The 24,976-nt window shown below is 65.6% G+C and carries 24 protein-coding genes; 14 read left to right on the top strand and 10 right to left on the bottom strand.

Going from position 1 to position 24,976, the window contains the following annotated elements:
* Position 1 precedes the first annotated feature (1 nt).
* Positions 2 to 2,017, top strand: a complete 2,016-nt coding sequence (locus ACFYRU_RS30395) for a glycoside hydrolase family 36 protein (protein ID WP_387664694.1) — start codon at positions 2 to 4, stop codon at positions 2,015 to 2,017.
* Here ACFYRU_RS30395 and ACFYRU_RS30390 read toward each other — a convergent pair.
* The gene (locus tag ACFYRU_RS30390) at positions 2,007 to 3,593 is read right to left on the bottom strand and encodes an amidase family protein (protein WP_387664692.1); all 1,587 of its coding nucleotides are present in this window, start codon (positions 3,591 to 3,593) and stop codon (positions 2,007 to 2,009) included. The genes ACFYRU_RS30395 and ACFYRU_RS30390 overlap by 11 nt on opposite strands.
* Positions 3,590 to 3,871, bottom strand: coding sequence for a hypothetical protein (locus ACFYRU_RS30385; RefSeq protein WP_387664689.1), 282 nt, complete (start codon positions 3,869 to 3,871; stop codon positions 3,590 to 3,592). Before ACFYRU_RS30385 ends, ACFYRU_RS30390 begins: the two co-directional genes overlap by 4 nt.
* 78 nt (positions 3,872 to 3,949) lie before the next feature.
* Between ACFYRU_RS30385 and ACFYRU_RS30380 the strand changes: the two genes are divergently transcribed.
* A complete protein-coding gene (locus ACFYRU_RS30380) occupies positions 3,950 to 4,525 on the top strand; it encodes an RNA polymerase sigma factor (RefSeq protein WP_387664687.1) in 576 nt (191 codons plus the stop codon).
* Entirely contained in the window at positions 4,518 to 5,684 is a 1,167-nt protein-coding gene (locus tag ACFYRU_RS30375) for a hypothetical protein (RefSeq protein WP_387664684.1), read from the top strand. The genes ACFYRU_RS30380 and ACFYRU_RS30375 overlap by 8 nt, the downstream gene beginning before the upstream one ends.
* Here ACFYRU_RS30375 and ACFYRU_RS30370 read toward each other — a convergent pair.
* Genes ACFYRU_RS30370 through ACFYRU_RS30360 form a run of 3 tightly spaced genes read right to left on the bottom strand, consistent with a single transcriptional unit; the run spans position 5,666 to position 7,014 of the window.
* Positions 5,666 to 6,244 (bottom strand): GNAT family N-acetyltransferase, encoded by a 579-nt coding sequence (locus ACFYRU_RS30370; RefSeq protein ID WP_387664681.1) that lies wholly within the window; start codon positions 6,242 to 6,244, stop codon positions 5,666 to 5,668. The genes ACFYRU_RS30375 and ACFYRU_RS30370 overlap by 19 nt on opposite strands.
* A gap of 10 nt (positions 6,245 to 6,254) precedes the next feature.
* On the bottom strand, positions 6,255 to 6,704 hold the full coding sequence (locus ACFYRU_RS30365; protein WP_387664678.1) for an Lrp/AsnC family transcriptional regulator: 450 nt from the start codon (positions 6,702 to 6,704) through the stop codon (positions 6,255 to 6,257).
* A gap of 25 nt (positions 6,705 to 6,729) precedes the next feature.
* Positions 6,730 to 7,014: a hypothetical protein gene (locus ACFYRU_RS30360; protein ID WP_387664675.1), complete on the bottom strand. Its 285-nt coding sequence runs from the start codon at positions 7,012 to 7,014 to the stop codon at positions 6,730 to 6,732.
* A gap of 1,235 nt (positions 7,015 to 8,249) precedes the next feature.
* On the opposite strand from ACFYRU_RS30360, the gene ACFYRU_RS30355 reads away from it, so the two are divergent.
* Positions 8,250 to 10,178 (top strand): BTAD domain-containing putative transcriptional regulator, encoded by a 1,929-nt coding sequence (locus ACFYRU_RS30355; RefSeq protein ID WP_387664672.1) that lies wholly within the window; start codon positions 8,250 to 8,252, stop codon positions 10,176 to 10,178.
* A gap of 497 nt (positions 10,179 to 10,675) precedes the next feature.
* Here ACFYRU_RS30355 and ACFYRU_RS30350 read toward each other — a convergent pair whose 3' ends face one another.
* The 4 genes from ACFYRU_RS30350 to ACFYRU_RS30335 form a co-directional block, all read right to left on the bottom strand.
* Complete coding sequence (locus tag ACFYRU_RS30350; protein ID WP_387664670.1) at positions 10,676 to 12,535, bottom strand: BTAD domain-containing putative transcriptional regulator; 1,860 nt, start codon at positions 12,533 to 12,535, stop codon at positions 10,676 to 10,678.
* A complete protein-coding gene (locus ACFYRU_RS30345; RefSeq protein WP_387664667.1) occupies positions 12,507 to 13,703 on the bottom strand; it encodes an NAD(P)/FAD-dependent oxidoreductase in 1,197 nt (398 codons plus the stop codon). Before ACFYRU_RS30345 ends, ACFYRU_RS30350 begins: the two co-directional genes overlap by 29 nt.
* A 172-nt stretch (positions 13,704 to 13,875) precedes the next feature.
* On the bottom strand, positions 13,876 to 14,577 hold the full coding sequence (locus ACFYRU_RS30340) for a hypothetical protein (RefSeq protein ID WP_387664665.1): 702 nt from the start codon (positions 14,575 to 14,577) through the stop codon (positions 13,876 to 13,878).
* Between the two features lie 168 nt (positions 14,578 to 14,745).
* The gene (locus ACFYRU_RS30335; protein ID WP_387666053.1) at positions 14,746 to 15,987 is read right to left on the bottom strand and encodes a C40 family peptidase; all 1,242 of its coding nucleotides are present in this window, start codon (positions 15,985 to 15,987) and stop codon (positions 14,746 to 14,748) included.
* 297 nt (positions 15,988 to 16,284) lie between these two features.
* Between ACFYRU_RS30335 and ACFYRU_RS30330 the strand changes: the two genes are divergently transcribed.
* A complete protein-coding gene (locus ACFYRU_RS30330) occupies positions 16,285 to 16,488 on the top strand; it encodes a hypothetical protein (RefSeq protein ID WP_387664662.1) in 204 nt (67 codons plus the stop codon).
* 6 nt (positions 16,489 to 16,494) lie between these two features.
* Here ACFYRU_RS30330 and ACFYRU_RS30325 read toward each other — a convergent pair whose 3' ends face one another.
* Positions 16,495 to 16,956, bottom strand: coding sequence for a cold shock domain-containing protein (locus ACFYRU_RS30325; protein WP_387664659.1), 462 nt, complete (start codon positions 16,954 to 16,956; stop codon positions 16,495 to 16,497).
* 258 nt (positions 16,957 to 17,214) lie between these two features.
* On the opposite strand from ACFYRU_RS30325, the gene ACFYRU_RS30320 reads away from it, so the two are divergent.
* Genes ACFYRU_RS30320 through ACFYRU_RS30280 form a run of 9 tightly spaced genes read left to right on the top strand, consistent with a single transcriptional unit; the run spans position 17,215 to position 24,933 of the window.
* Positions 17,215 to 17,856: a riboflavin synthase gene (locus tag ACFYRU_RS30320; protein ID WP_387664656.1), complete on the top strand. Its 642-nt coding sequence runs from the start codon at positions 17,215 to 17,217 to the stop codon at positions 17,854 to 17,856.
* Complete coding sequence (ribH, locus tag ACFYRU_RS30315; RefSeq protein WP_387664653.1) at positions 17,844 to 18,344, top strand: 6,7-dimethyl-8-ribityllumazine synthase; 501 nt, start codon at positions 17,844 to 17,846, stop codon at positions 18,342 to 18,344. The genes ACFYRU_RS30320 and ribH overlap by 13 nt, the downstream gene beginning before the upstream one ends.
* 23 nt (positions 18,345 to 18,367) lie before the next feature.
* Positions 18,368 to 18,817 carry a riboflavin kinase gene (locus tag ACFYRU_RS30310; protein WP_387664650.1) on the top strand — a complete coding sequence of 150 codons (450 nt, stop codon included), beginning with the start codon at positions 18,368 to 18,370 and terminating at the stop codon, positions 18,815 to 18,817.
* Complete coding sequence (locus tag ACFYRU_RS30305) at positions 18,804 to 20,135, top strand: bifunctional 3,4-dihydroxy-2-butanone-4-phosphate synthase/GTP cyclohydrolase II (protein WP_387664647.1); 1,332 nt, start codon at positions 18,804 to 18,806, stop codon at positions 20,133 to 20,135. The genes ACFYRU_RS30310 and ACFYRU_RS30305 overlap by 14 nt, the downstream gene beginning before the upstream one ends.
* Positions 20,132 to 21,217: a hypothetical protein gene (locus ACFYRU_RS30300; protein ID WP_387664645.1), complete on the top strand. Its 1,086-nt coding sequence runs from the start codon at positions 20,132 to 20,134 to the stop codon at positions 21,215 to 21,217. Before ACFYRU_RS30305 ends, ACFYRU_RS30300 begins: the two co-directional genes overlap by 4 nt.
* 2 nt (positions 21,218 to 21,219) lie before the next feature.
* Positions 21,220 to 22,191: an isopenicillin N synthase family dioxygenase gene (locus tag ACFYRU_RS30295; protein WP_387664642.1), complete on the top strand. Its 972-nt coding sequence runs from the start codon at positions 21,220 to 21,222 to the stop codon at positions 22,189 to 22,191.
* A gap of 25 nt (positions 22,192 to 22,216) precedes the next feature.
* Positions 22,217 to 22,870, top strand: a complete 654-nt coding sequence (locus ACFYRU_RS30290; RefSeq protein ID WP_387664640.1) for an LUD domain-containing protein — start codon at positions 22,217 to 22,219, stop codon at positions 22,868 to 22,870.
* Positions 22,871 to 22,894: 24 nt separating this feature from the next.
* On the top strand, positions 22,895 to 23,650 hold the full coding sequence (locus tag ACFYRU_RS30285; RefSeq protein WP_387664637.1) for an N-acyl homoserine lactonase family protein: 756 nt from the start codon (positions 22,895 to 22,897) through the stop codon (positions 23,648 to 23,650).
* 29 nt (positions 23,651 to 23,679) lie between these two features.
* Positions 23,680 to 24,933: a cytochrome P450 gene (locus ACFYRU_RS30280; protein ID WP_387664634.1), complete on the top strand. Its 1,254-nt coding sequence runs from the start codon at positions 23,680 to 23,682 to the stop codon at positions 24,931 to 24,933.
* Positions 24,934 to 24,976 lie beyond the last annotated feature (43 nt).

Raw genomic sequence — 24,976 nt, 5'->3', positions numbered from 1 at the left:
TGTGGACAACCTGCTGCGCTGGACTACGCCCGACCTGACCCTGGCCTTTCTCCTCGACGACGGACCTGTCCGGGTGACGGCTGCACCGGACCTCGAGGCACCGACCCAGCCGCTCGTCGAAGTGGAGGCCGTCGGGTCCGGGCGATCACCGAGCAGCAACCGGCACGTCGACACGGTTCTCGGGCAGCAGTTGCGGTACGTCCGGCACGAACAGACCGCGACGACCCTGCGCATCGTTCAAGAGGCACCGGGTACCGGACTGCAGATCACCAGCGTGTTCGAGTCCGGAGCCGGAGTCCAGGCCTGGACCGAGGCCTCGGTGACCGGCGCGGGTGCGCTCGAACTGACCTTCCTCTCCTCGCTTGTGGTCGGGCTCCCGTCGGTCGACGCCGACCTGTACTCGGCCTCGAACAGCTGGATGGCCGAGTCACGCTGGTCGGTCCGATCACTGCGCTCGGGCGAACTGGCCGACATCGTCAGCGATGCGCACCAGCACGTCGCCAGGAGCCGGCACGCCGAGACGGGTACGAACTCGTGGTCGACCGGAGAGCGACTGCCGATCGGCGTGCTGACCGGCCGGAGCACGCCGTACGCGCTCGGCTGGCAGATCGAGCACAACGGCCCGTGGCACTACGAGCTCGGTGAGAGCCGGCGCGGCGGCTACCTGCTGCTCAGCGGCCCGACCGATCAGGAACACCAGTGGAGCGTCACGATCAGCGCCGACGCACCGTTCGTCACGGTGCCGGTGTCCCTGGTCGCCGGATCGGATCGCGACGGGGTGTTCGGTGCGCTGACCCGCCAGCGGCGCGCGGTCCGACGCGTCCGGCCGGCGGACAACCCGATGCCGGTGATCTTCAACGACTACATGAACACGCTGCTCGGTGATCCGACCACGGAGAAACTCCTGCCGCTGATCGACGCCGCCGCGGAGGCCGGGGCCGACTACTTCTGCATCGACGCCGGCTGGTACGCCGAAGGCGACTGGTGGAACACCGTCGGCGCCTGGCAACCGTCGACCACCCGCTTCCCGAACGGCCTCGCCGAGGTGATCGACCGCATCCGCGACCGCGGCATGGTGCCCGGACTCTGGCTGGAACCCGAAGTGATCGGCGTCCGCTCCCCCATCGCCGCCGAACTGCCCGACGACGCGTTCCTCACCCGCCGCGGCACCCGGGTCTCGGAGTCCGGCCGCTATCTTCTCGACCTGCGCAGCCCGGTCGCGCGCAAGCACCTCGACGAAACCGTCGACCGGCTCGTCGCGGAGTTCGGCGTCGGCTTCTTCAAGTTCGACAACAACACCATGACCGGACCGGGCACCGACAAGGGCGGGACCTCGCTCGGCCACGGTCTGCTCGAACACAACCGGGCGCTGCTCGACTGGATCGACGACCTGCACGCGCGTCATCCCGGCCTGCTGATCGAGAACTGCGCGTCCGGCGCCCAGCGGATGGACTACGCGATGCTGTCCCGGCTGCACCTGCAGTCGACCTCGGACCAGGAAGATCCGTTGCGCTACGCACCGATCGCCGCCGCGGCGCCGGCCGCCGTACTCCCCGAACAGGCCGGCCACTGGGCGTACCCGATCACCGGCACGACCCGCGAGGAGTTCACGTTCGCCCTGGTCAACGGCATTCTCGGCCGCCTGTACCTGTCCGGTCACCTGAACCGGATGACCACGGCCGAGCTCGACCTGGTCCGCTCGGCGCTGGCCGCGCACCGGGTCGTACTGGAGGACCTCGACACGCTCGTACCGACCTGGCCCCTGGGGCTTCCGGGATGGAACGACGAATGGGTCGCGCTGTGCCTCCAGGGCCGCGACACCTCGTACCTGGCGATCTGGCACCGCGGTCCGGGCCCGGCGTCGGTCACCCTCGACCTCCCGACGGCTGAGTTCGCGCCGCACTTCCCCACCGACACCGGCGACTGGACCTACACCTGGGCCGACGGCAAGCTCACCGTCGCGACCCAGGTCGCCGAACCGTCGGCCCGGGTTCTCCGCCTCACTGCTACTGCATGAGGTCGGGCACCTCCTCGGCCAGGATGCGGCCGCGGTCGGCCCGGGCGAGAGTGCGGGCTGCTGGTACGACCGGGTCGGCGGGACGGCGGTGGTGCCAGTCGGTACTGGCCTGGTAGGCGGCGGCGACGGCCAGCAGGCGGTCCTCGCCGTACGGCTTGCCGCCGAGGATGGTACCGATCGGCAACCCGGCCGTGGTGAAGCCGATCGGTAGCGCCAGTTCCGGCAGGCCGAGCGCGTCGAACGGGGTCGGGGAGGTCTGGACGACGACGTCGCACTGCGCGAACAGGTCGTCGAGGACCCGCTCGAGCAGCCTTAGTTTGGCGCGCTGACCGATCAGGTACTCGTTCGCGCCGAGCAGCGCGCCCTGCAGCCAGCCGGTCACGGACACGCCGAAGCCACGCAGGTCCGAACGCAGCATCGGCAGGAACGGCTCGCTCCGTTCGGGCAGCCGTACGTTGTTGAAGGCGGCGTTGGTCAGCAGGTCCCACTCGTCCGGCATGGTGACGTCGACGACCGACAGGCCCTCGATCCCGGCGAGCACGCCGAGCGCGGCGGTCCGGGCGGCAGCGGCTTCCGACGTACCGCTGGTGTACCCCGGAATCACGCCGATCCGCGTCCGCCAGCGCGACCTGACGCGACCCGCCCGGACGATCGGGGTGGCTGCGGTCACCAGGTCGGGCACCGGCGGAAGCCCTTGGGTTCTGGGGTCTTCCGGGTCCTCCCCGGCCATCGTCGTCAGCATGATCGCCGCGTCCATCGCGTCCCGCGCCAGGGTCCCCGGGTGGTCCCGGGTGTAGCTGAGCGGCACGATGCCGTGCAGCGAGACCCGGCCCATCGTCGGCTTCAGCCCGGTCAGGTTCTGCGCGTTCGAGGGCGCCGTGATCGAGCCGCCGGTCTGCGTCCCGACACTCGACGTCGCCATCCGCGACGCGACCGCGGTCGCGGAACCGGACGACGAACCGCCAGGATCCGTACTCGGGTCGGCCGGCGTCCAGGCGTTCACCGTGGTGATCCGGCCGTCCGGAGTGGTCGCGCGAGTCGTTGCCAACGGCCCCATCTGGGTCTTGCCCAGGACGATGCCACCGGCCGCGGTCAGTCGCCGGACCGCGGTCGCGTCGTACGGCGGCACGAAATTCTGGAACAGGTACGAGTTCGCGGTCGTGGTCACACCGGCGGTGTAGTAGTTGTCCTTGATCGCCAGCGGGATGCCGTGCAGCGCGCCACCGCGGCGACGCCCGAGCGACCGGGCCCGCGCCAGCGCCTCGTCGGCCAATACCCGGTTGAACGCCTGGTACGTCGAGTCGAACGCCTCGATCCGGTCCAGATGCGCCTGCACCAGGTCCTCGGGCGTCAGCCGGCCCTTGCGGATCAGCGTGGCGGCCTCGGCGATCGTCAGTTCGGTGAGGTCGACCGACCGAGCGGGGGCCTCGACGAGCGCCGGCGGCTCTGTTGCCGCGGGCGCCGCGTGCGCGATCGACGGCAACGCGACCGAACCGACGGTCGTCGCCGCGGCCAGCGCGCTCGCGCGGTACAGGAACGACCGCCGGTCGACCTGGTCGTCCTGCGGCGCGCTCATCGTGCTTCCCGGACGACGTCGATGGACGGGTACAACGCCGGCGGTGCGGCCTGCTGGGCGAGCGCGGCATCGGCGGCGAACGTGTACGAGCTCAGCGGCAGCACGGTCGTCCGCATGAAGTCCCGCAGGCTCGCGAGCGCCGTGTCCCGGCCCGGGCTCCCGGTCTGCGGATCCGGCGCCTTCCCGGCCGGCAACTGGTCGAGATCGATACCGATCGTGGCCAGCCGCGCCCTGATCATCGCGTCCAGCTCGGCATCCGTCGGCTGACTGAGACCCATCCGAGTCCCCTCCCGGTCGTGGCGGCAACCTTGTCGGGAACATTTATGTCACCCCTGTTCGCACCTGACATTTCCCCGATGTCACCATCACGTTGCAACCGGATGGGCCTGCCGGGACTCGTGCAGGAAAAGAGGTCGATCCAGGGAGTGGTGATGGCGGACGGCGACAGGGTGCGCGAGCTGTACGACGGGTGTTACCGGCGGCTGGTCGGGCAGTTGTTCGCGGTCTGCGGGGACTTGGGCGTGGCCGAGGACGCGGTGCAGGAGGCGTTCGTACGGGCGGTCGAGAAGCCGCGGCGGTTCGCTCAGCTCGACAACCCGGAGGCGTGGTTGCGGACGGTCGCGCTGAACGCCGTACGCCGGCGGTACCGGCGCGCGGCCAAGTTCCAAGGGCTGCTCTCCCGCGTCGACGTTCCCGAGACCGTGGTCGCCGGGCTGTCCGCGGATCGGGTCGCGCTGGTCGAGGCGTTGCGGCAACTGCCGTACGAACAGCGCGAGGCGATCGTGCTGCACCACATCGCCGACCTGCCGGTGGGTGAGATCGCCGTACAGCTGCGGGTTCCGTTGGGAACGGTCAAGGCGCGCCTCTCCCGGGGCAGGGCGCGGTTGGCCCCGCTGGTCCAGGAGTTCGCCGAGGAGGTCAACCATGTCTGAGCTGAAGGAACTGTCCTGGGAGATCCAGGAGACTGTCGAGCCGCCGCCGTTCGAGGTGCTCGAGCGGCGAGGCAACCGCCGGCGTCATCGTCGGCAGGCGCTCACCGGAGCGGGTGTCGTCGGGGTGGTGGCGCTCGCCGTGGCGGCCGCCGTGTTGCCGCTCGGCAACGTGACCGGTACGGAGAAGCCGCCGGCCGCCGCACCGATCCCGGTCGACCAGGCGGCGGAGAAGCTGGTCCACGACAAGAAGTCGGGGGCGTTCGCGGTCGCGTTCGGCACACCGACGCGGTGGGCCTCGGTGTGGTCGTCGCCCGCGCCGGGATACAAGTACAACTGCGCCGCCGTGCTGAGCCGCGACGGGGTACGGACCACCGCGCCGGTGCGCCAGACCGGGTACGTGGTCGTGCGGGACGGCGACGAGGTGATGGCGGTGTCGATGCCGACGAGCATGAAGGGGACCGACCCGACCTGGTCCCAGTCGCTACTGGTGCGGCTGACCGATCAGGGCCGGATCGAGAAGAAGCTGCGCTGGGCTCGACCGACCACCGAGTTCGGCGACTCCGACGTACTGATCGCGTCCGGCACGCTCCGGGCGCTCGATCCCGAGACCGGCATCCTGCGCGAGGTCAAGATTCCCGGCATCGACAACGCCGGCCAGCCGTTCCGCGACTCGACCGGACGGTGGTGGGTGGTCGCCGCCAGGAACAGCGGTGTCGCCAACATCTACTGGACCGACGACCACGGCAAGACCTGGGGTCACTCCGTCATCAGCCCGGGGCGGATGGGCGGCTGGTTGGGCGTCAGCCCGAACGGCAACACGCTCGTGGTCGTCCCCGGCATGAAACCCGGCCAACCGGTCGGCCAGGTGCCGCTGCGGTTGTCCACCGACCGCGGCGCACACTGGACAACAGTGGCGACCCGGGACGCGCCGTACCTACAGTCGCCCGTTGCCTTCGACAACGGCACGGGACTCGCGCTCTACCAGGGCAAGAAGCGCGCACTCCTCCGCCCCGGCGCCGGCAAACCACTCACCCCGCCGACCGACCTGGGCCAGCTCGAAACAGTCGGCGACTTCGTCTACGGCATGCAGTACAACGGCAACAACGTCATCACCAGCACCAACCACGGCAAAACCTGGAACTACTTCGTACCTCGCTGAACCATGATCCAGACCGGTAGCCCTAGCACGTTCACTCGTTCGGCCACCGTCCAGCCTGCACGTTGGTACATCGCAACATTCCTTGGGTTGGACATTTCGAGGTACGCGGGCATACCGGTCTTGGCTGCCTCGTCAAGGCCCGCGGCCATCACCGCTCGGCCCCACCCCCTTCCCGCATGGGCAGGATCCGTCGCCAGGACACTGAGGTACCAATGAGGCGACGGCATCTTGCCGTGCACGATCTCACCGTACGTTTGGAGGCGAGCTGTCGCGCCGGCTGACAGCGTCGGTCCCGGCCGATCCGGCAAGTCCTCTTCCCCGACCTCGGCCGGCCGATCCCACAGCGCGATCGACGACCCGCCGTCGACCACCCACGCCGTTCCCCGCGCGACGCACTTGTCGAACAAGGCACCGGAAAAAGCCGCGACGTCGCGGGCATGGGACGCCCGGACAGGAAACAGGAACCGGAATGCGGCATCGGCCTCGAACACTGTCGCTATCGTCGTCAACACCCGCGCCCGTTCAGCCGGCGACGCCAATACCACCTTGGCTGCGATCACGGTGCCGAGTTCAGTTCCCCGTCGGCGCGTAGACATGCTCGAAGACCAGCGATGTCTCAGTGTTCACGACGATCGGATGCGTCGCGATACGGGTGCCGACAACGTCACGAAGGGCGTGCACCGACTCGGCAGCGACGTGCGCAAGGTAGTCGATCGGGCCAGTGACATGAAACGCGGACAGCACACCCGGCAGTGCGCAGAGGCAGGCGAGAAACTCGTCGGCCTTGCTGCGCGAGTGCGGAGCGGTCCGGATTCCGACAACGGCCTGCAATGGTAGTCCGAGCGCACGGGTGTCTACGTCCGCGTGATAGCCACGGATCACACCGCTCCGCCGGAGCGCCCGGACTCGGCCCAGACAGGTCGACGGAGCGATCCCGACCGCATCCGCCAGAGCGTTGTTGGGCATCCGGCCGTCAGCCAGGAGCAGCCGGAGAATCTGTCGATCGATCTCGTCGAACAAACGAACGTCCAAGGTTCTCAGGCCATCAGGCGACATCTACCGCGGCCGGCGGCTCGACAACCTGTACCTGCACGTGCCAGCCCACGACCAGCTGCCGACGGACGCCGTGCACGTCGACATGCGAGGGGCAGATCCGGCCGTTGATGGCGGCCCGCCACGCCCGAGCCTCGAAATGAGACCCACGAACCTCGACCGTGATGGTGCCGTCCCGTTCGATCAGGGTGTAGTTCATCTTGGCCAGTTGAGGGCTGTTCGCGATCAAACTCCGCACCCAGACCAGGTCGGCGACCAAGCGTTCCATGTCACTCACGTCAGTCCACCTTCAGACTTCCGAGTTTGCCGCTTCTTCGATGCCCCAGGCCGCGGCCTTCTGTCCACAGCTTGACTCGGACCACTGAAGCCGAGCTGCAGACTTCCTGACTCGGGCTAGTTGACCTGAGCGGTCGCGGTAAGCGTCCGGCGTACATCCGCAGTCTCACCGACTGCCAGGGTGTAGCTGTGCTTGGCGAAGGAGTTCGACGGGAGATCTCCACAGGAGAAGGGAAACTCGGCGCTCGAATGAGCGGGATAGGTCCCATAGATGCCAGGTCCGTCGACCGAGACCGTCACGAGATCGGCACCCTCCACGTCCCACTCGAGCACGACCGGCTCTCCTGGGAACGACGTGCTCGGACCGCTGCTCGAACAACTCGGCTTCGACCTGATGCGGAAGCTGGTGATCCTCGCTCGACTCGCCCCGAGTGGGCTACTGGCCGGCGGACTCATCTCGGGACTGCTCGGATTGCCAGCAGGCTTGCTTGCCTTCCGCTCTGCCGAGGGTGTGGCAGCGGAATGTTGCTGTTCACGCGATACAGCACTCTGTACCGGCATCGGCGCCGCAGTGGAGACCTGCGCGGCTCCACCAGCGCCGGAGTGATCGTGCGCAGCACATCCGCAGATTGCCAACAAGCCGACGAGCGATGCGATAGAGATCGCACGATCCAACAACGAACACCTCTACTGAAGATCAGAAACGACGGCCGACACGGGCATCTCACGCTGCCAGAAGTCACTGAAGCCACGCTGATTTCAATCCTGACTCGCTCCGTGGTCCCTGACGGTCCGGCCGAACGATTCCTCTCGGGCAGTGCTCGATCACTGCGCGTGTGAATCACCCTGTGGTCGGCCTGAATGCGTACTGAAGTTCCGTACTGAGCACGGATGCGCCGCCTCCGCTCTCGACGTGTCATCGAGAGACAAGCGATCGCTGGAGGCGAGATGGCCATCTGTTTCAGTTCCGCACCAAGGCCCGCGGCATGGCTGAGGTTCTGTACCGCGCAACGATCGAGGACGTCTCGAGCACTGGTGTCGCATCGAGGAGCCCTGCACTCCGAACATCGCAAATTGCCGAGTCGGCGTTACACGAACCATCGCGGATAGACCGTGTTGGACCGCCTACCAGCAGCCGCCTAAGCCCACACCGCGATTTCGCATCCGCCGATCAATTCGACCCAACCCACAGCCGACTTTCAGTAGTAGCGATCCCCCTGCGATCGAGGAGTCACGATGACAACACTTCCCCGAGGCGATACCCGCCTCGACAGCCAGCCCCAGCACGGCCCGGACCTGCACGTTGCAACCACGCTGGATCTTCCAGACATGTCGGCGCCGGCCGCCGAGGGGGCGAACCTACAGATCAGACTGCTCGGTTCGGTCGACGTTGTCCTCGACGGCACTGTCCGAGACGTTCCTGGAGTCCGGCGCAAGGCTGCTCTTGCAGCTCTCGCGCTGCGCATCGGTCATCCGGTCAGCAACGACTTCCTGATCGACGTCGTATGGTCAGGCGACACTCCTTCCACGGTCGTCAATACGCTGCAAAGCCACATGTCCTACCTCCGCCGCATCCTCCGGCGCCCTGGCTGCATCGTTGCCAGCTCACCTGGATATCGTCTCGACCAGCGACGAGTCGACACCGACCTTCGCGCCGCGGAGCGCCTGATCCAGAGCGCCGAGCAGACGACCGATCTTCGCGAGAAGGCAACGCGCTTGCAGGCCGCATTGGACCTTTGGCGTGGCAAGCCGCTCGACGAGATCGGCGGCCAGCCCTGGATCGACGAGCAGTGCGAACGAATCGAACGGCTTCACTACGAAACCGCCAAGTCGCTGATCGAGACTCGACTCGCGCTCGGCGAACACAGTGCCCTGATCGGCACGGTCGAGGAAATGATCGAGCACCACCCCTTCGACGAGGACCTCTGCAGTCAACTGATGACTGCGCTGTACCGTTCCGGGCGGCAGGCTGACGCCCTCGCGGCCTACCGCGAGCTCCGTATCCGGCTGAACGATGAGCTCGGTATCACCCCTGGCCGTAGGCTCCGCGACCTGGAACAGGCGGTGCTTCGCCAGGACCCGACCCTCGATGCACCGTCGAAGCGGTCCGTCCCGGTCATCACCGCGGCCAGTCAGCTACCACCTGCCGCCACGAGGCTCGTCGGCCGTCAGCAAGAGATCGAGCAGCTCGAGCGGATCCTCGACCGCAGCCACCGCCAACCGCTCGGCACAGCTGCTCCGGTGATCGCTGTTTCCGGAGCGCCGGGCATCGGCAAGACCACGCTCGCGCTCCATTGGGCCCACGGAATTCTGCCGTCGTTCCCCGACGGCCACCTTTTCATCGACCTGCAAGGATTCGATCCTGCGCACCCTCCGCTCACACCGACCCAGGCGTTGCAATCCCTCATCAGCACGCTCGGTCATCCGTCGGACCACATTCCTGACGAGCTGAACGCCCTCGCTGGTCTTTATCGGACCTTACTCAACGGCAAGAAGGTCTTGCTCCTTCTCGACAATGCAAGAAACGCTGACCAGATCCGTCCGCTGCTGCCCAGTACACCGGACAGCCTCGCGATCGTCACGAGCCGAAATGATTTGACGTCGCTCGCCATCACGAACGGCGCTCAGCTGTTGCGGGTCGGCCCGCTCAGTACTACGGCCGGCGTTGAACTGCTGTCCGGCAAGCAGCACCACCCCCTGGCGCACAATCACCGGCCCGCCGCAGAACACATCGTGAAGATCTGCGGCGGTGTGCCCCTGGCTCTCGCGATCGTTGCCGCGCGCCACCACACGCACCCCCATGAGCAGTTGCCTCAGGTCGCCGCCCAGATGTCGTCGCCGGGTGCTGCCTTCAACATGCTGTTGACCGATGATCTCAGCGTCAATCTCTGGGCAAGCTACAACACGAGCTATCAGCGACTGACTTCCACGACCCAGCAGGTGCTTCGGCAACTGACCGCGTCGGACTCGTCCGAGGCCGGCGGCACCGTCAGACTGTCCGCCTCGGTTCCAGCGCCTGTCCATCGAGCTCTGAGCGAGCTCACCAGAGCAAGTCTCATCGAGCAAACGGCTGCGAACTCTTTTGTCCTCTCCCCTCTGTTCCGGGCGTACGCGGCCCAACTGGGCGGCGAAGACTCCGAGTCGATCCTGAAAGAGCCCGCATAGATCCCGCTTTCAAACTGGTTCTACAAATCACATCACTTCGATCAGTAGCCAGTTTGCAACTCTGGGCTGAAGTGGCGTCGGTCCGCGCCTGAAGTAGACCGCGCACCAGAACGCCTTCAGGGCGTCTTCAGGACACTGTGCGATGGTCGTGTCATTCACCCCAAGGGGGAGAGATGGAGCCGGTCGCCTCCGGCTCCATCTCCCTGGCAGGGCCGCGGTCCCCCACCCTCAACCGCAGCCCTGTCAGGTCCTCCCGTGCCAGCGCGCCGGCACAGGAAGTTTCAGTATTCCGCCCGCGTTCGGAGCCCCCTCACCCGTACGACCGCCTCGTTCGTCTCGATAGGTGCGAGTCGTCACACGACTGGTAGCCGGACAATCACGCTTCGCAATCAAAATTTTGGCGACGGGAACTGAAGCGGTCCTGGATTGGGCCTGAAGCGACCTGTCCCTATTCGCAGGTCCGAATCGAATCACTGCGCCGCGGCCATGGCGAACCGTTAGGAGCTCGACGGTCCCTCCGCGCCGAGCTCTGCCGCGTAGCTGAGTACCAGGGAATGGATGCGGTAGCGATCCGAAGCGGCCTGATCTACGAGGCTGGCGCGGACAAGCTCCCCGAGTCCGGCACGGACGACCGAGCTCGGCAGGCCGATGTCCCGCAGGTCTGAGTGGCCGAGCTCCAGTCTGGCCTGCCGGCCGATCGCCGCCAGAACCGCAGCGGCCGCGGTGCTCAGCGTCGCGCAGGACAGATCCAGGCGATGCCGCAGGCTGCTCAGTGGTTCGCCGCCGTCGATGACGTCGAGCGGCTTCCCGCCGAACCGGATTTCGTTGGCGATGTCATCGATCCCGATCCAAGGGTTTGTGTCGATCCGCATAGCGACAATGGCGAGCGCGAGGGGCAGACCGGAGCAGAACCGGATCACCTCGTCCAACTGGGCCGACGAACCTGTCACTCCGCCCTGGTCGCGATGGTTACGTTGGGTCAGAAGCTGCTTGCTGGCGTCAGGAGCGAGGGTCGGCAGCCGGATGAGGCTTGCACTGTGGGTCACGGACAAGGAAGAAACGTCGGCGCGGCTGGTGACGATCGCGACCGAATCCTGTGAGTTCGGGAGCAAAGGCCGAATCTGCTGTGCATCCCGGGCGTTGTCGAGCACCACAAGCACGTTCCGGCTCGCCACGACGGTCCGATACGCCGCCATCAACCGATCGAGGTCGTCCGCAGCTCGGGAATCGTGCCAGCCGAACGAGTGCAGAAAGTGCTTGAGCGCGTTCGCCGGATCCAATGGCGTCGCGCTGACATCGAATCCGCGAAGATCGACATACAGTTGCCCGTCGGGAAAGTCGTTCGCGAGCCGATGCGCCCAGTGCAGCGCGAGGGTGGACTTGCCGACCCCAGGCATGCCAGTGAGCGCGATGGTTGCGGCGCGCCCACCTGACTCGGTGCTCCGGGACCGAAAGAGCTCGGTGTTGAGGGCATGGAGTTCTTGGTCGCGACCGACCACGTCGGCCCCGAGGGGAGGCAGCTGCGCAACCGTCGCCGCCACGCGCGGCTGGGCGGATATGTACAGCGGGCCTGCCGCCAGATCGAGCGCAGGGTCCTGCCGCAGGATCGCCCCTTCGAGATCGCGGATCATCCGTCCCGGCTCGATCGCAAGCTCCTCGATCAGCCTGAGACGCAGACTCCGGAAGACGGCCAAGGCATCGGCTTGCCGCCCCGATCTGTAGAGCGCAAGCATCAGCTGACCATGCAGATCTTCGTCGAACGGCTGGCGGCCGACAAGCTCTTCGATCACCGGGATCAATGAGGTGTGCTCGCCTTGATCCAGTTCCGCATCGACCAGGGCCTTGGTAGCAATGGCGTGGATCCGCGACAGCCGCTCGCCTTGTTCTTCGAGCCAGGGATGACCGGTCAGGCCGCCGAGCGGCCGCCCTCTCCACAAGGACAGGGCCTGCCGGACCAAGGCTGCGCGGGCCCCAGGATCGCAGGTTCCCCGAGCGTCGGCGAGCAGTTGTTCGGCCACCTGGACGTCCGTCGAACTTGGACCCAACCTGAGACAGTAGCCAGGTGGAGCTGCGACGATCGCGCCAGGTACGCCGATCAGCCGGCGCAGGTACGAGACATGGCTTTGCAGGGTGTTCTTGACTGTCGCGGGTACGGAATCGGACCAGACGACGTCGATGAGAAGGTCGATACTCACCTTGTGACCGGCTTGCAGAGCGAGCGCCGCGAGGATCGTCTTCCGGCGGATTCCCGGTATCTCCTGCAGCCGTCCTCCGAGCAACAGTTCGACCGGCCCGAGGAGCCTGACCTGTGTGCCGTCGGCGCTCACGTCACCGCCGCCCGACGAGCGGCGCCTCACCTGCTGATAGTGATGCCAGAAACTCGGCCTCGGCATCAAGCGCAGCCGCGAGCTCGATCTGCAGTTCCACGAAGCGTTCCGGGGCCGGGAATTCGGTCAGCGATCGGGTGAGATCCAGGGTCGGGCGTAGCTGCGCGTCCCGAACCTCCTGATAAGCGGCCATTGCCTCCCGCTCGCTCGTTGCATCGCAGAGACTCCGGTCGAGTGCCGTCCCGAGCAGCTCCGCATCCCGAAACGCATCGGTAATTCCGTGACCGGTAATGGGATCCCGGTGATAACCGGCATCCCCAACGAGCGCCCATCCGCGACCGTAGGGGCGCCGGACGAAGTTCGGTAGATCGGCGGCACCCCTGACCGGTTCCTGGATACGGCCCTGGCGAACTCGGCTGCCCAGCGTCGGCGCCATTGTTGTCAGCTCGTCGACGAACTTCGCCGGTCGTCCAGCGCCCGCAGACCGAAGCCCTTCGACCGTGGCGGACGGCTTGATGATCCACACACACCCTTCGTCGTCGTTCGTGGGGAAGACGCCTGCGTACGCTCCAGGGGCGATATGGAACTCATAGTCGGTCGCGTCCATATCCGCGACATAGGTGTAGAACACGCTACAAGTCGATCGGAAACTCTCGACTAGGTCCGCATCGACCCAGTCGGCAACTCGCGATCGCATGCCGTCGGCCCCCACAACCCAGCGCGCGCCGATCTCCAGCCGAGATCCGTCCGCGGCCCGAGCCACGATCCCCTGAACACGACCGTCGTCGGCACGGACAAGGCCGTCGACGGTGGTGCCCAGCTGGAAACTGGCGCCGGCGGTCGTCGCGGCGTCAACGAGAATCCCGTCGAGGACGGGACGCCGCGGGGCTACCAGGAGGTCGACTCCTGCTCGGTCCTTGATGCGGCGCCGGGTCAGCTCACCCCCTGATCCGAGGGTCGCGTAATGCACGGCCGGTGCACCGCTGGCGATGATCGCGTCGAGCAGGTTCCATCGCGACAGTTGCACCACACCGCCTCGTGCCAGACCATGCGTCGAGAGTGTCTCTGTCGGTAGGTGTGATTTGTCTACAACGACGACGTCGTAACCGCGTCCAGCCAACAACATCGCCAGGGCAGCCCCGGCACACCGGCCGCCGACGACAACGACATCACATGTGAGCTGCTTCAACTCCGCCACGCACCCTTCTGAACGCGCTCGTACCGCATCCGTACAGCGCTGCCGGCACGACCCAAGACTGTGCGCGTGCTTTTCACCACTAGAAGGGAGTCACAAGACGCTAAGCCGCAGCAGCGCTCGAGGATCTCACCAAGCCCTGAAGAGTCGCTGATCCGGCGCTGATCCAGCGACCTCAGACGACGCAGGTACGTTCGACCGAGCGGCGGAGAAACAGCCCCAGAATCAGTCCGTACACCAAATGCCCGGCCAATGTCGCCACGAGTCGGCTCGGTGTCACTTCGAACATCATTTCCTGTCCCCGCGGCAGTGCGACGGCCGTGATCAGCAGACCTGACCAGATTCCGACCCCGTACAAGGTCGACAGAACGAGCGGACGCGCATCGACCAGACCGGGTCGGAAACGGCGGATCACGCCGCAGAACGTGAAGTACGCCATCCCGATGCCTCCGCCGTCCCCGGCGTACCGCCAGAGGTAGCCGAGGAGAGCATTTCGCCCGGGCTGTCCACTCACCCATCCTCCGAGCCTGGGAATGAAGTCCGGCATGACACCGAGCCAGACGAGTGGCAACCGCAAGCAGTCGTAGGCAGCGACCGCCACGAGTCCAGCCAGCAGTCCACGAAGCGCCCACCGGGTTTCGGGCGTACGGCGGCTGAGTAAGAACGCTACGACCAGCACGGCTGGAACGACAGCAAAGACAGCGAGGTCCCTGAGATCCAACAGGCCGGACACATGCAGTGGGATCGACGAGACAGGCAAAGCCCCGACGACGAGCAGGACCGGACTGTGCCAGGTGATACCGGGCCTGTCGGGTTCGCCTCCGTCCACCAGACGTCTCTTGTCGATCAAGTGCGATGCCAACGGGCGCAGCGTCATCGGGCGGCCTCCACAGGTGGGCGGGGCTGCAGTCACCTCTGGCGTTCATTGCGCATCAGTGCGGCAGCTACCCGGGGATCCCGACTGTCCGCCGGTCACTGGGCCGCCGCTGGAGCGTCACTGAGGTCGCTCGGAATATCACGTTCTGTAAGTTGTGCCTGCGAGTGGTCAGGGCTGGATCCCCTGCTGTTGGGGAACAGAACTGGTCGTCGGCGTCGCCGACTCACTTGACGCTGACGGAGTCGGATCCGACGCCGGCGTCGGCGGTTGCGACGGTGGCTGCGACGACGTTGGCGGCTGCGAGGGCGTCGGTGTCGGCTGCGGCTGTGTTGGCGTCGGAGTTGGCGTCGGCGTTGGGGTCGGCGTTGGGGTCGGCGTTGGCGTCGGAGTTGGCAGCGGTTGCGGCTGTGTTGGGGTCGGCCGCGGCGAAGTTGGGGTCGGCGTCGGGTGCGGCGGTTGCGGCGGCCGTGTTGGTGTTGGGCTGGATGATGGGTCCGGGGGTGTGGTTGACGGTGGAGGTGAGCTCGGATGGCTGGTCGAAGGCCGCGCGGGCGGCGGCGTCGGTTCGGCGGGCCTGTTCGATGTGCTCGGCCGGCCAGGAGGGGGTGGCAACTCCAATGCCTGCAGCAACGGATTGCGCCGCCTGGTGGAAGCACCCGGAGCTGACGTCCGCGGCGTGAGCATGGGAAGGGCGTCGCGTGCCGCAGGCTGTCCCGCTGGAATCACCCGGACGGCTCGGATGAGGTTGACGAACGGCACCCTCGTAAGGCGTACGACATCGCCGGTCTTCGGCGCGTGAACGGCGGTTCCCGAACCGGCATACATCATGACGTGATGGACGGTCGCCAGATCCGTCACGTCATAGGCGTAGAACAGCAGGTCACCCGGCAGAAGCGCATCAACTGGTACCGCCACGCCGATTTGTGCCTGCTCTGCGGATGTCCGAGGAATCTCGAGGCCGGCGTACGCATATGCCTGCTGTACCAAACCGGAGCAGTCGAACGCATCCGGCCCAACGGCCCCCCAGAGATAGGGCTTGCCGAGCTGCGCCAGAGCGTAAGACAGTGCACGTTGCGCGGACGTGGCGGCGGTCACCGGACGCGCGGGCAGAGACCGGCCACCGATCTCTGTCGCCGGAGGATGTACGACCCGTGGGCCGCTCTGTGGCTGCTGCTCCGGCGCAGCGGATGGTGGTGAGTTCCTCGGAGCGCGCGGTGTGCGAGAGGGTTTGAGGCTGTCTCGCTCTGCCTGACCGTTCGGGGCTTGCGCCACGACAACACTGCCGAGGGCATTGCGTGCGGGAGGCCGCGAAGAAGCCGCCGAGACATTCGTCAGCTCGACGCCGGTACCACTCTCGAGCGTCAGCGCCCGCCACGGCCCGATGGTCACCCCGAGCGTGACCACGAGCATTGCCATCGCGCGCGCGATCCGCACAGTCGTTCGGTGTCGCTCGGACCCGACAAGATCTTTGTCCATGTAACCGCACCACCAAGCTGCCCGAGTCCAACACATCAGGCCTCGTCCCGGCTTGCAGCATTGCAAATCGCAGCCGAATCGGCCTGAACCAGCCCTGGAACAGAACCCGGAGAATGCATCGCGGATATCAGGATCAGGTCAGCTTTTCTTCACACCTCGAGAGCACGATTGTGATTGAACACACGCCAGGCGGCAGTAACCACAACGCCGCCACCAGCGAGGAGAAAACCCATGGCCAGCTTGATCTTCCAAGGGCCGGACGCCCACAGCGGCCAGATCATGACACCCGCCCGATGCGACCGCTGCGGCGCACGAGCGAACCTCGAGGCCGAACTCGACAATGGTGTCCTCACGTTTTGCCGGCACCACGGCCGTCAGTATTTCCAGGCCTTGCTCACGGCCGGTGCTCGCCTTTTCGAGTATCCAGTGAGCTGATGGCGATCAGTCGCTCAGTCCATCGAGGCAGTTTGCGATCCGGCGCAGTGCAGCCGCCGTACGCTGTGCCTCCGCGCGGCTGTGTTTTCCTGCTCCCGCCAGCCGTACGGCGATCAGTGCCAGCTCGACGGTCACCTGATCCACAATCGCACGCGATGGGCCATGACGTGCCGGCTCCTCGTCGCTGGAAACCTGTTCCAAGATCGCCAGTTCGCGGGCTTCGGGTCCTTGCTGCCCGTCCGTCAGCTGGAAGGTCACGACGTCGCCCCGGCCGATTCTGGATCCCAGCGGAACGGCCGACTCGTGGAAGAAATAGTCCACACCTTCGTCGTTGGTGATGAACCCGAATCGCTTGCGCTGGCTGAACCACTTGACCGTCCCTCGATCAACGGCTGAGTCTGCGTCGAGGTCGGCGGAGAAGTCGGACGTCTCGCTCGAATAGTCTGGAACCAGTTCCGGATCTTGCATGAGGTTGCTCCGCGTGGTGGGTGGAGGGTTGAGCTGTTCCTCACGACGCTACTGACGGTCTCTGAAGCTGTGCTGGACAATAGTTGAAAGGCACACCTCACCTCAGCCTGCTTCAGCGCCGAGTCAGAACCGCTTCAGGACTTGGGGTAACGCTGATGTTCAGCGTCGCCCCGCGCTTCCACAGACCGGCCTCGGCGGCGTTCTCGACAACGATCCGACGAGCGCGGCCGAACCACATCTGTGAGGCGGTTGGTCAGTATGTTCACCGGAATCGTCGAAGAAGTCGGCCACGTCGTGGCGCTCACGACGCAGGACGTCGGCGCCCGGCTGCACGTCCGCGCCCCCACCGTTGCGAGCGAGGCGTGGAGAGGTGACTCGATCGCCGTGAACGGCGTCTGCCTGACGGTGACCAAGCCGGTCACACATGACCGGAATATTTTCACCGCCGACATCATGACCGAGACCTTGCGCTGCACGACGCTCGGATCCCTGCGAATCGGCGATGCCGTGAACCTGGAGCGAGCTGTCCGCGCCGACGGCCGGCTCGGCGGCCATATCGTGCAGGGACACGTCGATGCGACGGCGGCGCTGATGTCCAGACAGAAGTTCTCGCAGTTCCGTCTCATGCAGTTCTCATTGTCTGCGCAGGTCGCGAGGTACGTGATCCCCAAGGCATCCATAACCATCGACGGCGTGAGCCTGACAGTCATCGAAACGACCGATGACTGGTTCACGGTCAGCTTGATTCCGGAGACGCTCCGGGCAACGACCCTCGGCGTCCTCAAGGTCGGTGAGTCGGTCAACCTCGAAGCAGATGTCTTGGCCAAGCACCTCGCGGCGCACGCGGAACGGTTGCTGCCGAGCATCATTCGGACAGGAGGATCCGGATGGCACGACTAGGTGCGCCGACGACAAGTCTTCCTGCTGCTGCAGGGATCAAAGTCGGCATCGTAGGGGCACGCTGGCACGAGGCGATCGTCGATGACCTGATCCGGGGCGCTGAGCTGGCTTTGACCGAGTCCGGAGCGACGGACATCGTCCAGCTGCGCGTCGCAGGCGCATTCGAACTGCCCGTAGTCGTCGCGGACCTCGCCAGAACCGGATTCGACGTAGCTGTAGCACTCGGCGTCGTCGTTCGGGGCGAGACACCCCACTTCGACTACATCTGTCAGGCCGTTTCAATCGGTCTGACAACCATCGCAACCACGTTCGGAGTACCAGTTGGCTTCGGCGTGCTGACTTGCGAAACGGTGGAGCAGGCCCAAGCCAGAGCCCGCTGGCCCGCTCGCGACCAGAACAAGGGGTACGAGGCAACTGTCGCCGCCCTCGCGGCACGGCTGGTTCTCAGCGGCGTCGGCGCGTCCACGCCTTCTCCACTTCACGCTTGAGGTCACGGATCCGGGGGGGCACCATGCCACTTCAACCGCCAGCTGCGTCTGCTGTCCCGCTCACCGAGGTAAGTCTGCGTGGAGATGTCGTCCGCGGTGACGGCCGGGGACGGGAGCTCGGATTTCCGACCGCGAACATCCGCGCTGTGTCACCCTCCGAGGTACCGGCCGACGGTGTCTACGCAGGCTGGCTGCAGGTCTCATCAGATTGGTTCCCTGCCGCCATCTCGGTCGGAGCCAATGTGACGTTCGATCAGGACGACAGACGCATCGAGGCGCACGTCCTGGATCGCACCGATCTGACGCTGACCGGCCGCCACGTGACAGTGCGATTCGATCGCCGACTCCGCGATATGAGGAAGTTTCGCCGCGTCGCAAACCTGATCGAGCAGATGCAACGCGACATAGACATCGCTCGGCGCTTGCTGGCTGAGCACGAGCCCGTACGGGAGAACTTTGATGACCAGATCTGATTCCGCCACCACGGATCGGCACAGGCTCGACAGTATCGACGACGCCTTGACGGACATCTCCGCCGGCCGTCCTGTGATCGTCGTCGACGACGAAGATCGTGAGAACGAGGGTGACCTGACGGTCGCCGCTGAACTGGCCACCCCGGAGACGCTTGCGCTGTTGATCAGATACAGCTCGGGACTGATTTGCGCACCGATGGTCGGCGATGATCTGGATCGCCTGCAGCTGCCTCCGATGACGGTCGTCAACGAAGACCCGAAGTGCACCGCGTTCACGGTCTCGGTCGATGCAAGGAGTGGCGTGAGCACAGGGATATCCGCTCCCGACAGGTGCCACACCGTGCGGGTGCTCGCCGACCCGGACACCCAGGCGACAGGGTTGTCGCGACCTGGCCACGTCTTCCCGTTGCGAGCTGTCAACGGGGGCGTATTCGTCCGCGGCGGTCATACCGAAGCCGCGGTCGATCTCATGAAACTGGCGGGACTCAGACCGGTGGGAGTGATCGGCGAGGTCACGAAAGACGACGGGCGGATGGCGCGGCTGCCCGATCTGCTGCAGTTCGGACGCCGGCATCGGCTGAAGCTCGTCTCGATCGACGATCTGCGCGCATATCGGCGCCGGAACGAGCGCCTGGTCAGGCGAACGACGGAGGCCAAGCTACCGACGCGCCGGGGACCGTTCCGCGTGGTTGGCTATCAGGACCTGATCTCCGGCGTCGAGCATCTTGCCCTCGTCGCCGGCGATATCGGCGACGGCCGTGACGTCCTCGTGCGGATCCATTCCGAGTGCTTGACCGGTGATGCGCTGACATCGATCCGCTGTGACTGCGGATCTCAGCTCGACGCGAGCCTGGACGCAATTTCGCGGATCGGCAGAGGTGTTGTCGTCTATCTGCGCGGACATGAAGGTCGCGGCATCGGCCTGCTCGAGAAGATTCGCGCGTACGGCCTGCAGGACGACGGCCTCGACACCGTCGACGCCAACCTGCACCTGGGGCATCCGCCGGATGCGCGGCGATACGAGGCTGCGGCACATGTCCTTGCTGATCTCGGAATCACCGGCGTCCAATTGATCAGCAACAACCCCGCGAAGAGCGAAGCGCTTCGGGACTGCGGGATCCACGTCGCGGAGGCCATTCGGCTGCCGGCCCACGTCACGCCGTTCAACACTGACTACTTGGTCACGAAACGAGACCGTCTCGGGCATGAGATCGTCGGGCTGCCCGAGAACACGGCGATCGATCGCTTGCAGCAATCGAACGGCGTTGCGCTCAGTACCGCGGCCGACGTCGCGCATCCGATCAGGACGAAGTCATGAGCACGGCGTCGGATGCGATGTGCGATGCGCTCGACCGGCTGAGCAACAGGGGTTACGAGTTCGCCGGCCACTTCTCGAATCACGGTCCGATGGTCGCGGATGCGCTCGTCGCCCTGAACGCTCCCGAGACCGTCGCCCTGTGGTGCGACGCGTACTCTCGCCGCTTGGGCGATCCTCCCACGTCGACGCGCCCGATCGACGACCGCGGCGACGCCTGGCGGCTGGCCCTCGGCGACTTCACCCGCGTCGTCGACTGGAGCGACTACTTCGCGCGCCGGCTGACGGAAGCCGACTGGGAGTCGGTGCTTCGTACCTGGTGGCCGCGGCTTCTCCCCGGAGTGGCCGCCGCCGGGACCCACGGCATGATCCGAACCGCACACGCCGTCAGAGCGCTCGACCGTTGTGAGTCGGTCGCGCCGGAACCAATTCTCGTTGCCGAGCTCGCGCGCGGACTCGGGTACTGGGCGTCGCGGTATCAGACCGTACCTGGCAATCCAACCCTCGCCGGTCCACAGGATGCACTGAGCGCTCTGCGGCTCGTGCCGCACGCGCCCGATGACGCCACCCCCTTAGGACGAGGGATGATGGGTCACCTGCTGCTGACGGGTGGCACATCAGGATTCCTGGCCGCCCTCGACAGCTACGGCAACCGCGAGGACATCAACAGCGCACTCAGCCGGTTGACGGCCGCGGGTGCGAATATCCTCCTCGAGCGAATGGACCTACCTGTCGTCTTTGCCCATCTGGTAACGGCACCGTCAGCGATCCGGTTCGTGCTGCCGCACCTGTCCGCGGAGCTGCATCACCAGACTCTCGTAGAGATCTGGAAGGTCATGGCCGGTATCACAGCGTCATTCGGACAACCGCGCCTGCCACGAGTCTCAACGGTCGATGCCGACTGGTCGGACGACCTCATTGACTCAGCGGTCGAACACGGCGACGAGCACGTCGTCAAACTCGCCGACGCAGGTCTCCGGGAGTACTCACTCAACCCTGATCCGGTCTACGCCCAAGCGGCGTTCCACGCCGCGCGGCACCTCAAACCACTGCGACGAGAACGCCTTGTCGGTAGGAAGGCCTGATCATGAGCAGAACCCGGCTCGAGAGGATCTTCATTCCAAGCATCGACGTCAGCCGCGCGGCGACGTCGGAGACCGCGCGGCTTGCGGCTGCGCAAGACATTGACCGTGCCTGCCGCGAAGCCGGATTCTTCCTTCTGACAGAGCACGGCCTGGGAGGTCTGCTCGAGGATGTCTGGAACACCTCGCAATCGTTCTTCGCCCTCCCGGAGCACATCAAGCGCTCCTGCCGGCCCTCCACCGGCAGCATGCTGGGATATCGGCCACCGCGGAGTCTCCGGGCGTCAACCTCGTCGGCTCCCGATTCCCCGTTCGACCTCAAAGAGCTCTTCTCGATAGGCAACGACCGGCCTTGCCAAGCGGTCGAAACGACGTATCCCGAGTACTACCCCGTCAACGTGTGGCCGGATCAGTTGCCGGCCTTCCGCACCGCGCTGACCGACTACTTCGCCGCGATGCGGTCGCTGGTCGGAGTAGTCGGACGCCTTTTCGAGCTGGCCCTCGGACTTCCCGACGAATTCTTCGCAGCCCGGTCGCACGACCAACTCAGCATGCTGGCGACCATCCACTACCCGCGGCTCGAAGAAGAACCGGAACCCGAGCAGCTCCGCTTCGGCGCCCATCGCGACCGCAGCTGCTTCACCATCCTTTCGACCACCGCGGCAGGACTGCAGGTACAGGACTCGACCGGGCATTGGCATGACGTCCCGTTCGAGCCCGGCGCCCTGATCGTCAACATCGGTCGCATGCTGTCGAACTGGGTCTCCGGGCGATGGACCGCTCCGATGCATCGCGTGGTGTTGCCCACGGACACCACACGGGCAACCGAGCCTCGGCAGTCGCTCGCGTTCTTCTACAGTCCTGATCCCGGTGTCAACCTGGAACCGCTCTTCGGCCCCGCCGCCGATGACGATCACCGGCCGAGCAGCCCGACTGTTGCTGACCACATGCGATCAATGCTCGGTCTTTACCAGTGAACCTCGTCGTGTACGGAGGACCCACATGAGCGCGAATGGTTCGAGAACGACAGTCCACCGCCTCGAGCGCGTGGTGACCGGACTGGCCGCACGCAACGTCGCGGGGCATGTCGTCGACGACGCACCCCAGGCACGAGCGCTGCTGCAGCAGCTGTTGCCTCCCGCGAAGCAGATCTTCACCGCGAACAGCATGACGCTTCGGGATGCCGGAATCCTTGCGGACATCGACGAGTCAGGTGATCCGAGATCGTTGCGAGCGTTTCTCCCCGAGTTCTCCGCTGATCTGCGGACCCAGATGACCAGCCATGTCCGTGAGCAGATCAGAGTTGCCGCCTGTCCACCGGTCGTCGTCGGCAGCCTGCAGGCGATCACCGAGGACGGCATCATGGTGGCGGCCTCTGATCGCGGCACGATCCTCGGGGCGTACGCGGCCGCAGCGGAGCACGCGTTCTGGATCGTCGGCGAACAGAAGGTCGTCCCCGATCTCGAGGCAGCCCTGCTCCGCATCCGGTCGTACTGCCTACCGCAAGCAGCAGATCGGATCCGGACCGCGATGCCGGAGTACTGGAAGCTCGCCAACGCCGACGCCGCGTTCATCGGCCGAATTCTCATCATGGAACGTGAGTTCGTCGCCGATCGCAGCACCGTCATCCTGGTCCGCGACTCACTCGGCGTATAGCGACCGGACGACCAGGAGCAGCCAATGCCTACCCGCGTCTACATCCTCGACAGCGGATCGCTGCAGATCACCGAGGCGCAGATGCTCTGGAACCGCGGGTCACCGAAACGGCTCCGGGTTCCCTGCTATTCGGTGCTGATCGACCACGCTTCCGGCCTGTACCTCTTCGACACCGGGTTCGATCTGGCTGCGGTACAACGGAACTTGCCGAGCACTCGTCCCCGGCAGTCCCCGAACCAATCGCTCGTGCAGCAACTGCGCCTTCTCGATATTTCACCTGATGACATAGGCCACGTCATCAATTCTCACTACCACTTCGATCACTGCGGCGGAAACGCACGCTTCGGCTCCGCAACCTTCGTATGCCATGAGCGCGAGTACGCCGCTGCCTTGCATCCTCACGAGTTCGAGAAGTCCAGCTATATGAACTCGACCTTCCTCGAGCTGCTCGACAGGACGCGACTGACCACGGTGTCTGGCGATGTCGTCCTCTCCGATGGCATCTGGCTCATCGAGACCACCGGTCACACTGCCGGACATTACAGCCTGATGGTTGAGCTCGCCGGCCGTCGGCCGATGCTCTTCACTGCCGATGCGGCGTGGACCGAGCAGAACCTGACCCTCGACTGTATCCCGAGCTTCCATTTCGACCCGTTGGCCGCAACGCGATCGATTGCCCGGCTGCGGAAGTTGGCGGCCGAGTACGACGCCGAGCTGTTCTTTCCGCATGACCCAGTTGCCTTCGAGCAGTATCACAAGGCGCCGATGTTCTACACCTAGCCGCACGCAAGGCGAAGGAGAGTGACCGGATGCTCGACAACACAGCCGTTCAGGTTCACCAACCGACGCGGCCCTACGACCCGTTCGACGGGCCACAGCTGGCCGACCCGTACCCACTTCTTGCCGAGGCCCGCCAGAACGCGCCGGTCTTCTACAGTCCACGGCTCGAGACGTGGGTCGTGACTCGCTATCGCGACATCGCGGCCATCCTCGGCGCTCCGGACAGGTTCAGCTCAACGAAGTCGATCCACAACGTGACTGTCGACCTTCCGCAACCGGTCATCGAGGTACTGTCCGGAGGTATTCCGTACGCCGGTGGGCTTGTCGACATGGACCCGCCCACGCACACGATCGCCCGGCGCCTGTTCAACAAAGCATTCACACCGCGGAACGTGGCCGGGATGACGCAGCTCATCGAAGCGCAGACGCGCAAGCTTCTCGACGAGGCCGTGGCCCCGCCGGTCGATCTCGCCACCCTGCTCTCTCACCCACTGCCTGTCATGATCATCGCGGGTCTCTTCAAGGTTCCGGACGAGAGGCTCCAGGACATCAAACACTGGTCGGACGAGTGGCTCCTGCTCAACGCCCAGCAGGCGTCCGTCGCACGGCTCGTCGCCGCTGCATCGGCTGTCGTGGACTTCCAGCTCTACATCGCCGAACTCATCGAGGCGCGCCGGCTGAACCCCCTACCGGCCGACCTACTGACCGACCTGCTGAAAGCAAATGCCGAGCGGGAGGAACCCGTGGGCATCAACGTGCTGGTCGGAGTGATCATGACGATGCTTCTCGCTGGGCACGAAACGACCAGCGGCTTGATCACGCACTCGATCTACCAGCTCTGCTTGCATCCTGATGCGATGGCTGAGGTTCTTGCAGATCCAGATCTGGTGGACAGCGTACTGACCGAAACGCTGCGGTTCGACCCGCCGACGACGGCGATGTACCGGACCGCGAACGTCGACGTCGAGATCGCCGGCATCCGTCTTCCGGCCGGTTCCCACCTGCACCTGTCGTACTCCGCCGGCAACCGCGACCCAGAGGTGTACTCGGACCCCGACAGGTTCGACATCCACCGAACTGACACCAGCTCGCATCTGGGCTTCGGCCACGGCATCCATTACTGCATCGGTTCGGCACTCGCACTGCTCGAAGGGCGGATCGCGCTGTCGGCGATCCTCGAGCGGTTCGCAGGACTTCGCTTGGCAGCCGGCTACGAACGTCACTCGGTGCAGAGCGCGACCATCCGCGTGACACCTTCCTTGGTGGTGGAGTGGGACTCTTAGGAGGCGGCGGACGGCTCGGAGACTGGCGTTCGTCTCCGAGCCA

The sequence above is a fragment of the Kribbella sp. NPDC004536 genome, assembly GCF_042873835.1.
Classification (GTDB): Bacteria; Actinomycetota; Actinomycetes; order Propionibacteriales; family Kribbellaceae; genus Kribbella.
Note: the sequence above shows the minus strand (reverse complement) of the source record. Positions and strands in the feature narration are given on the sequence as shown.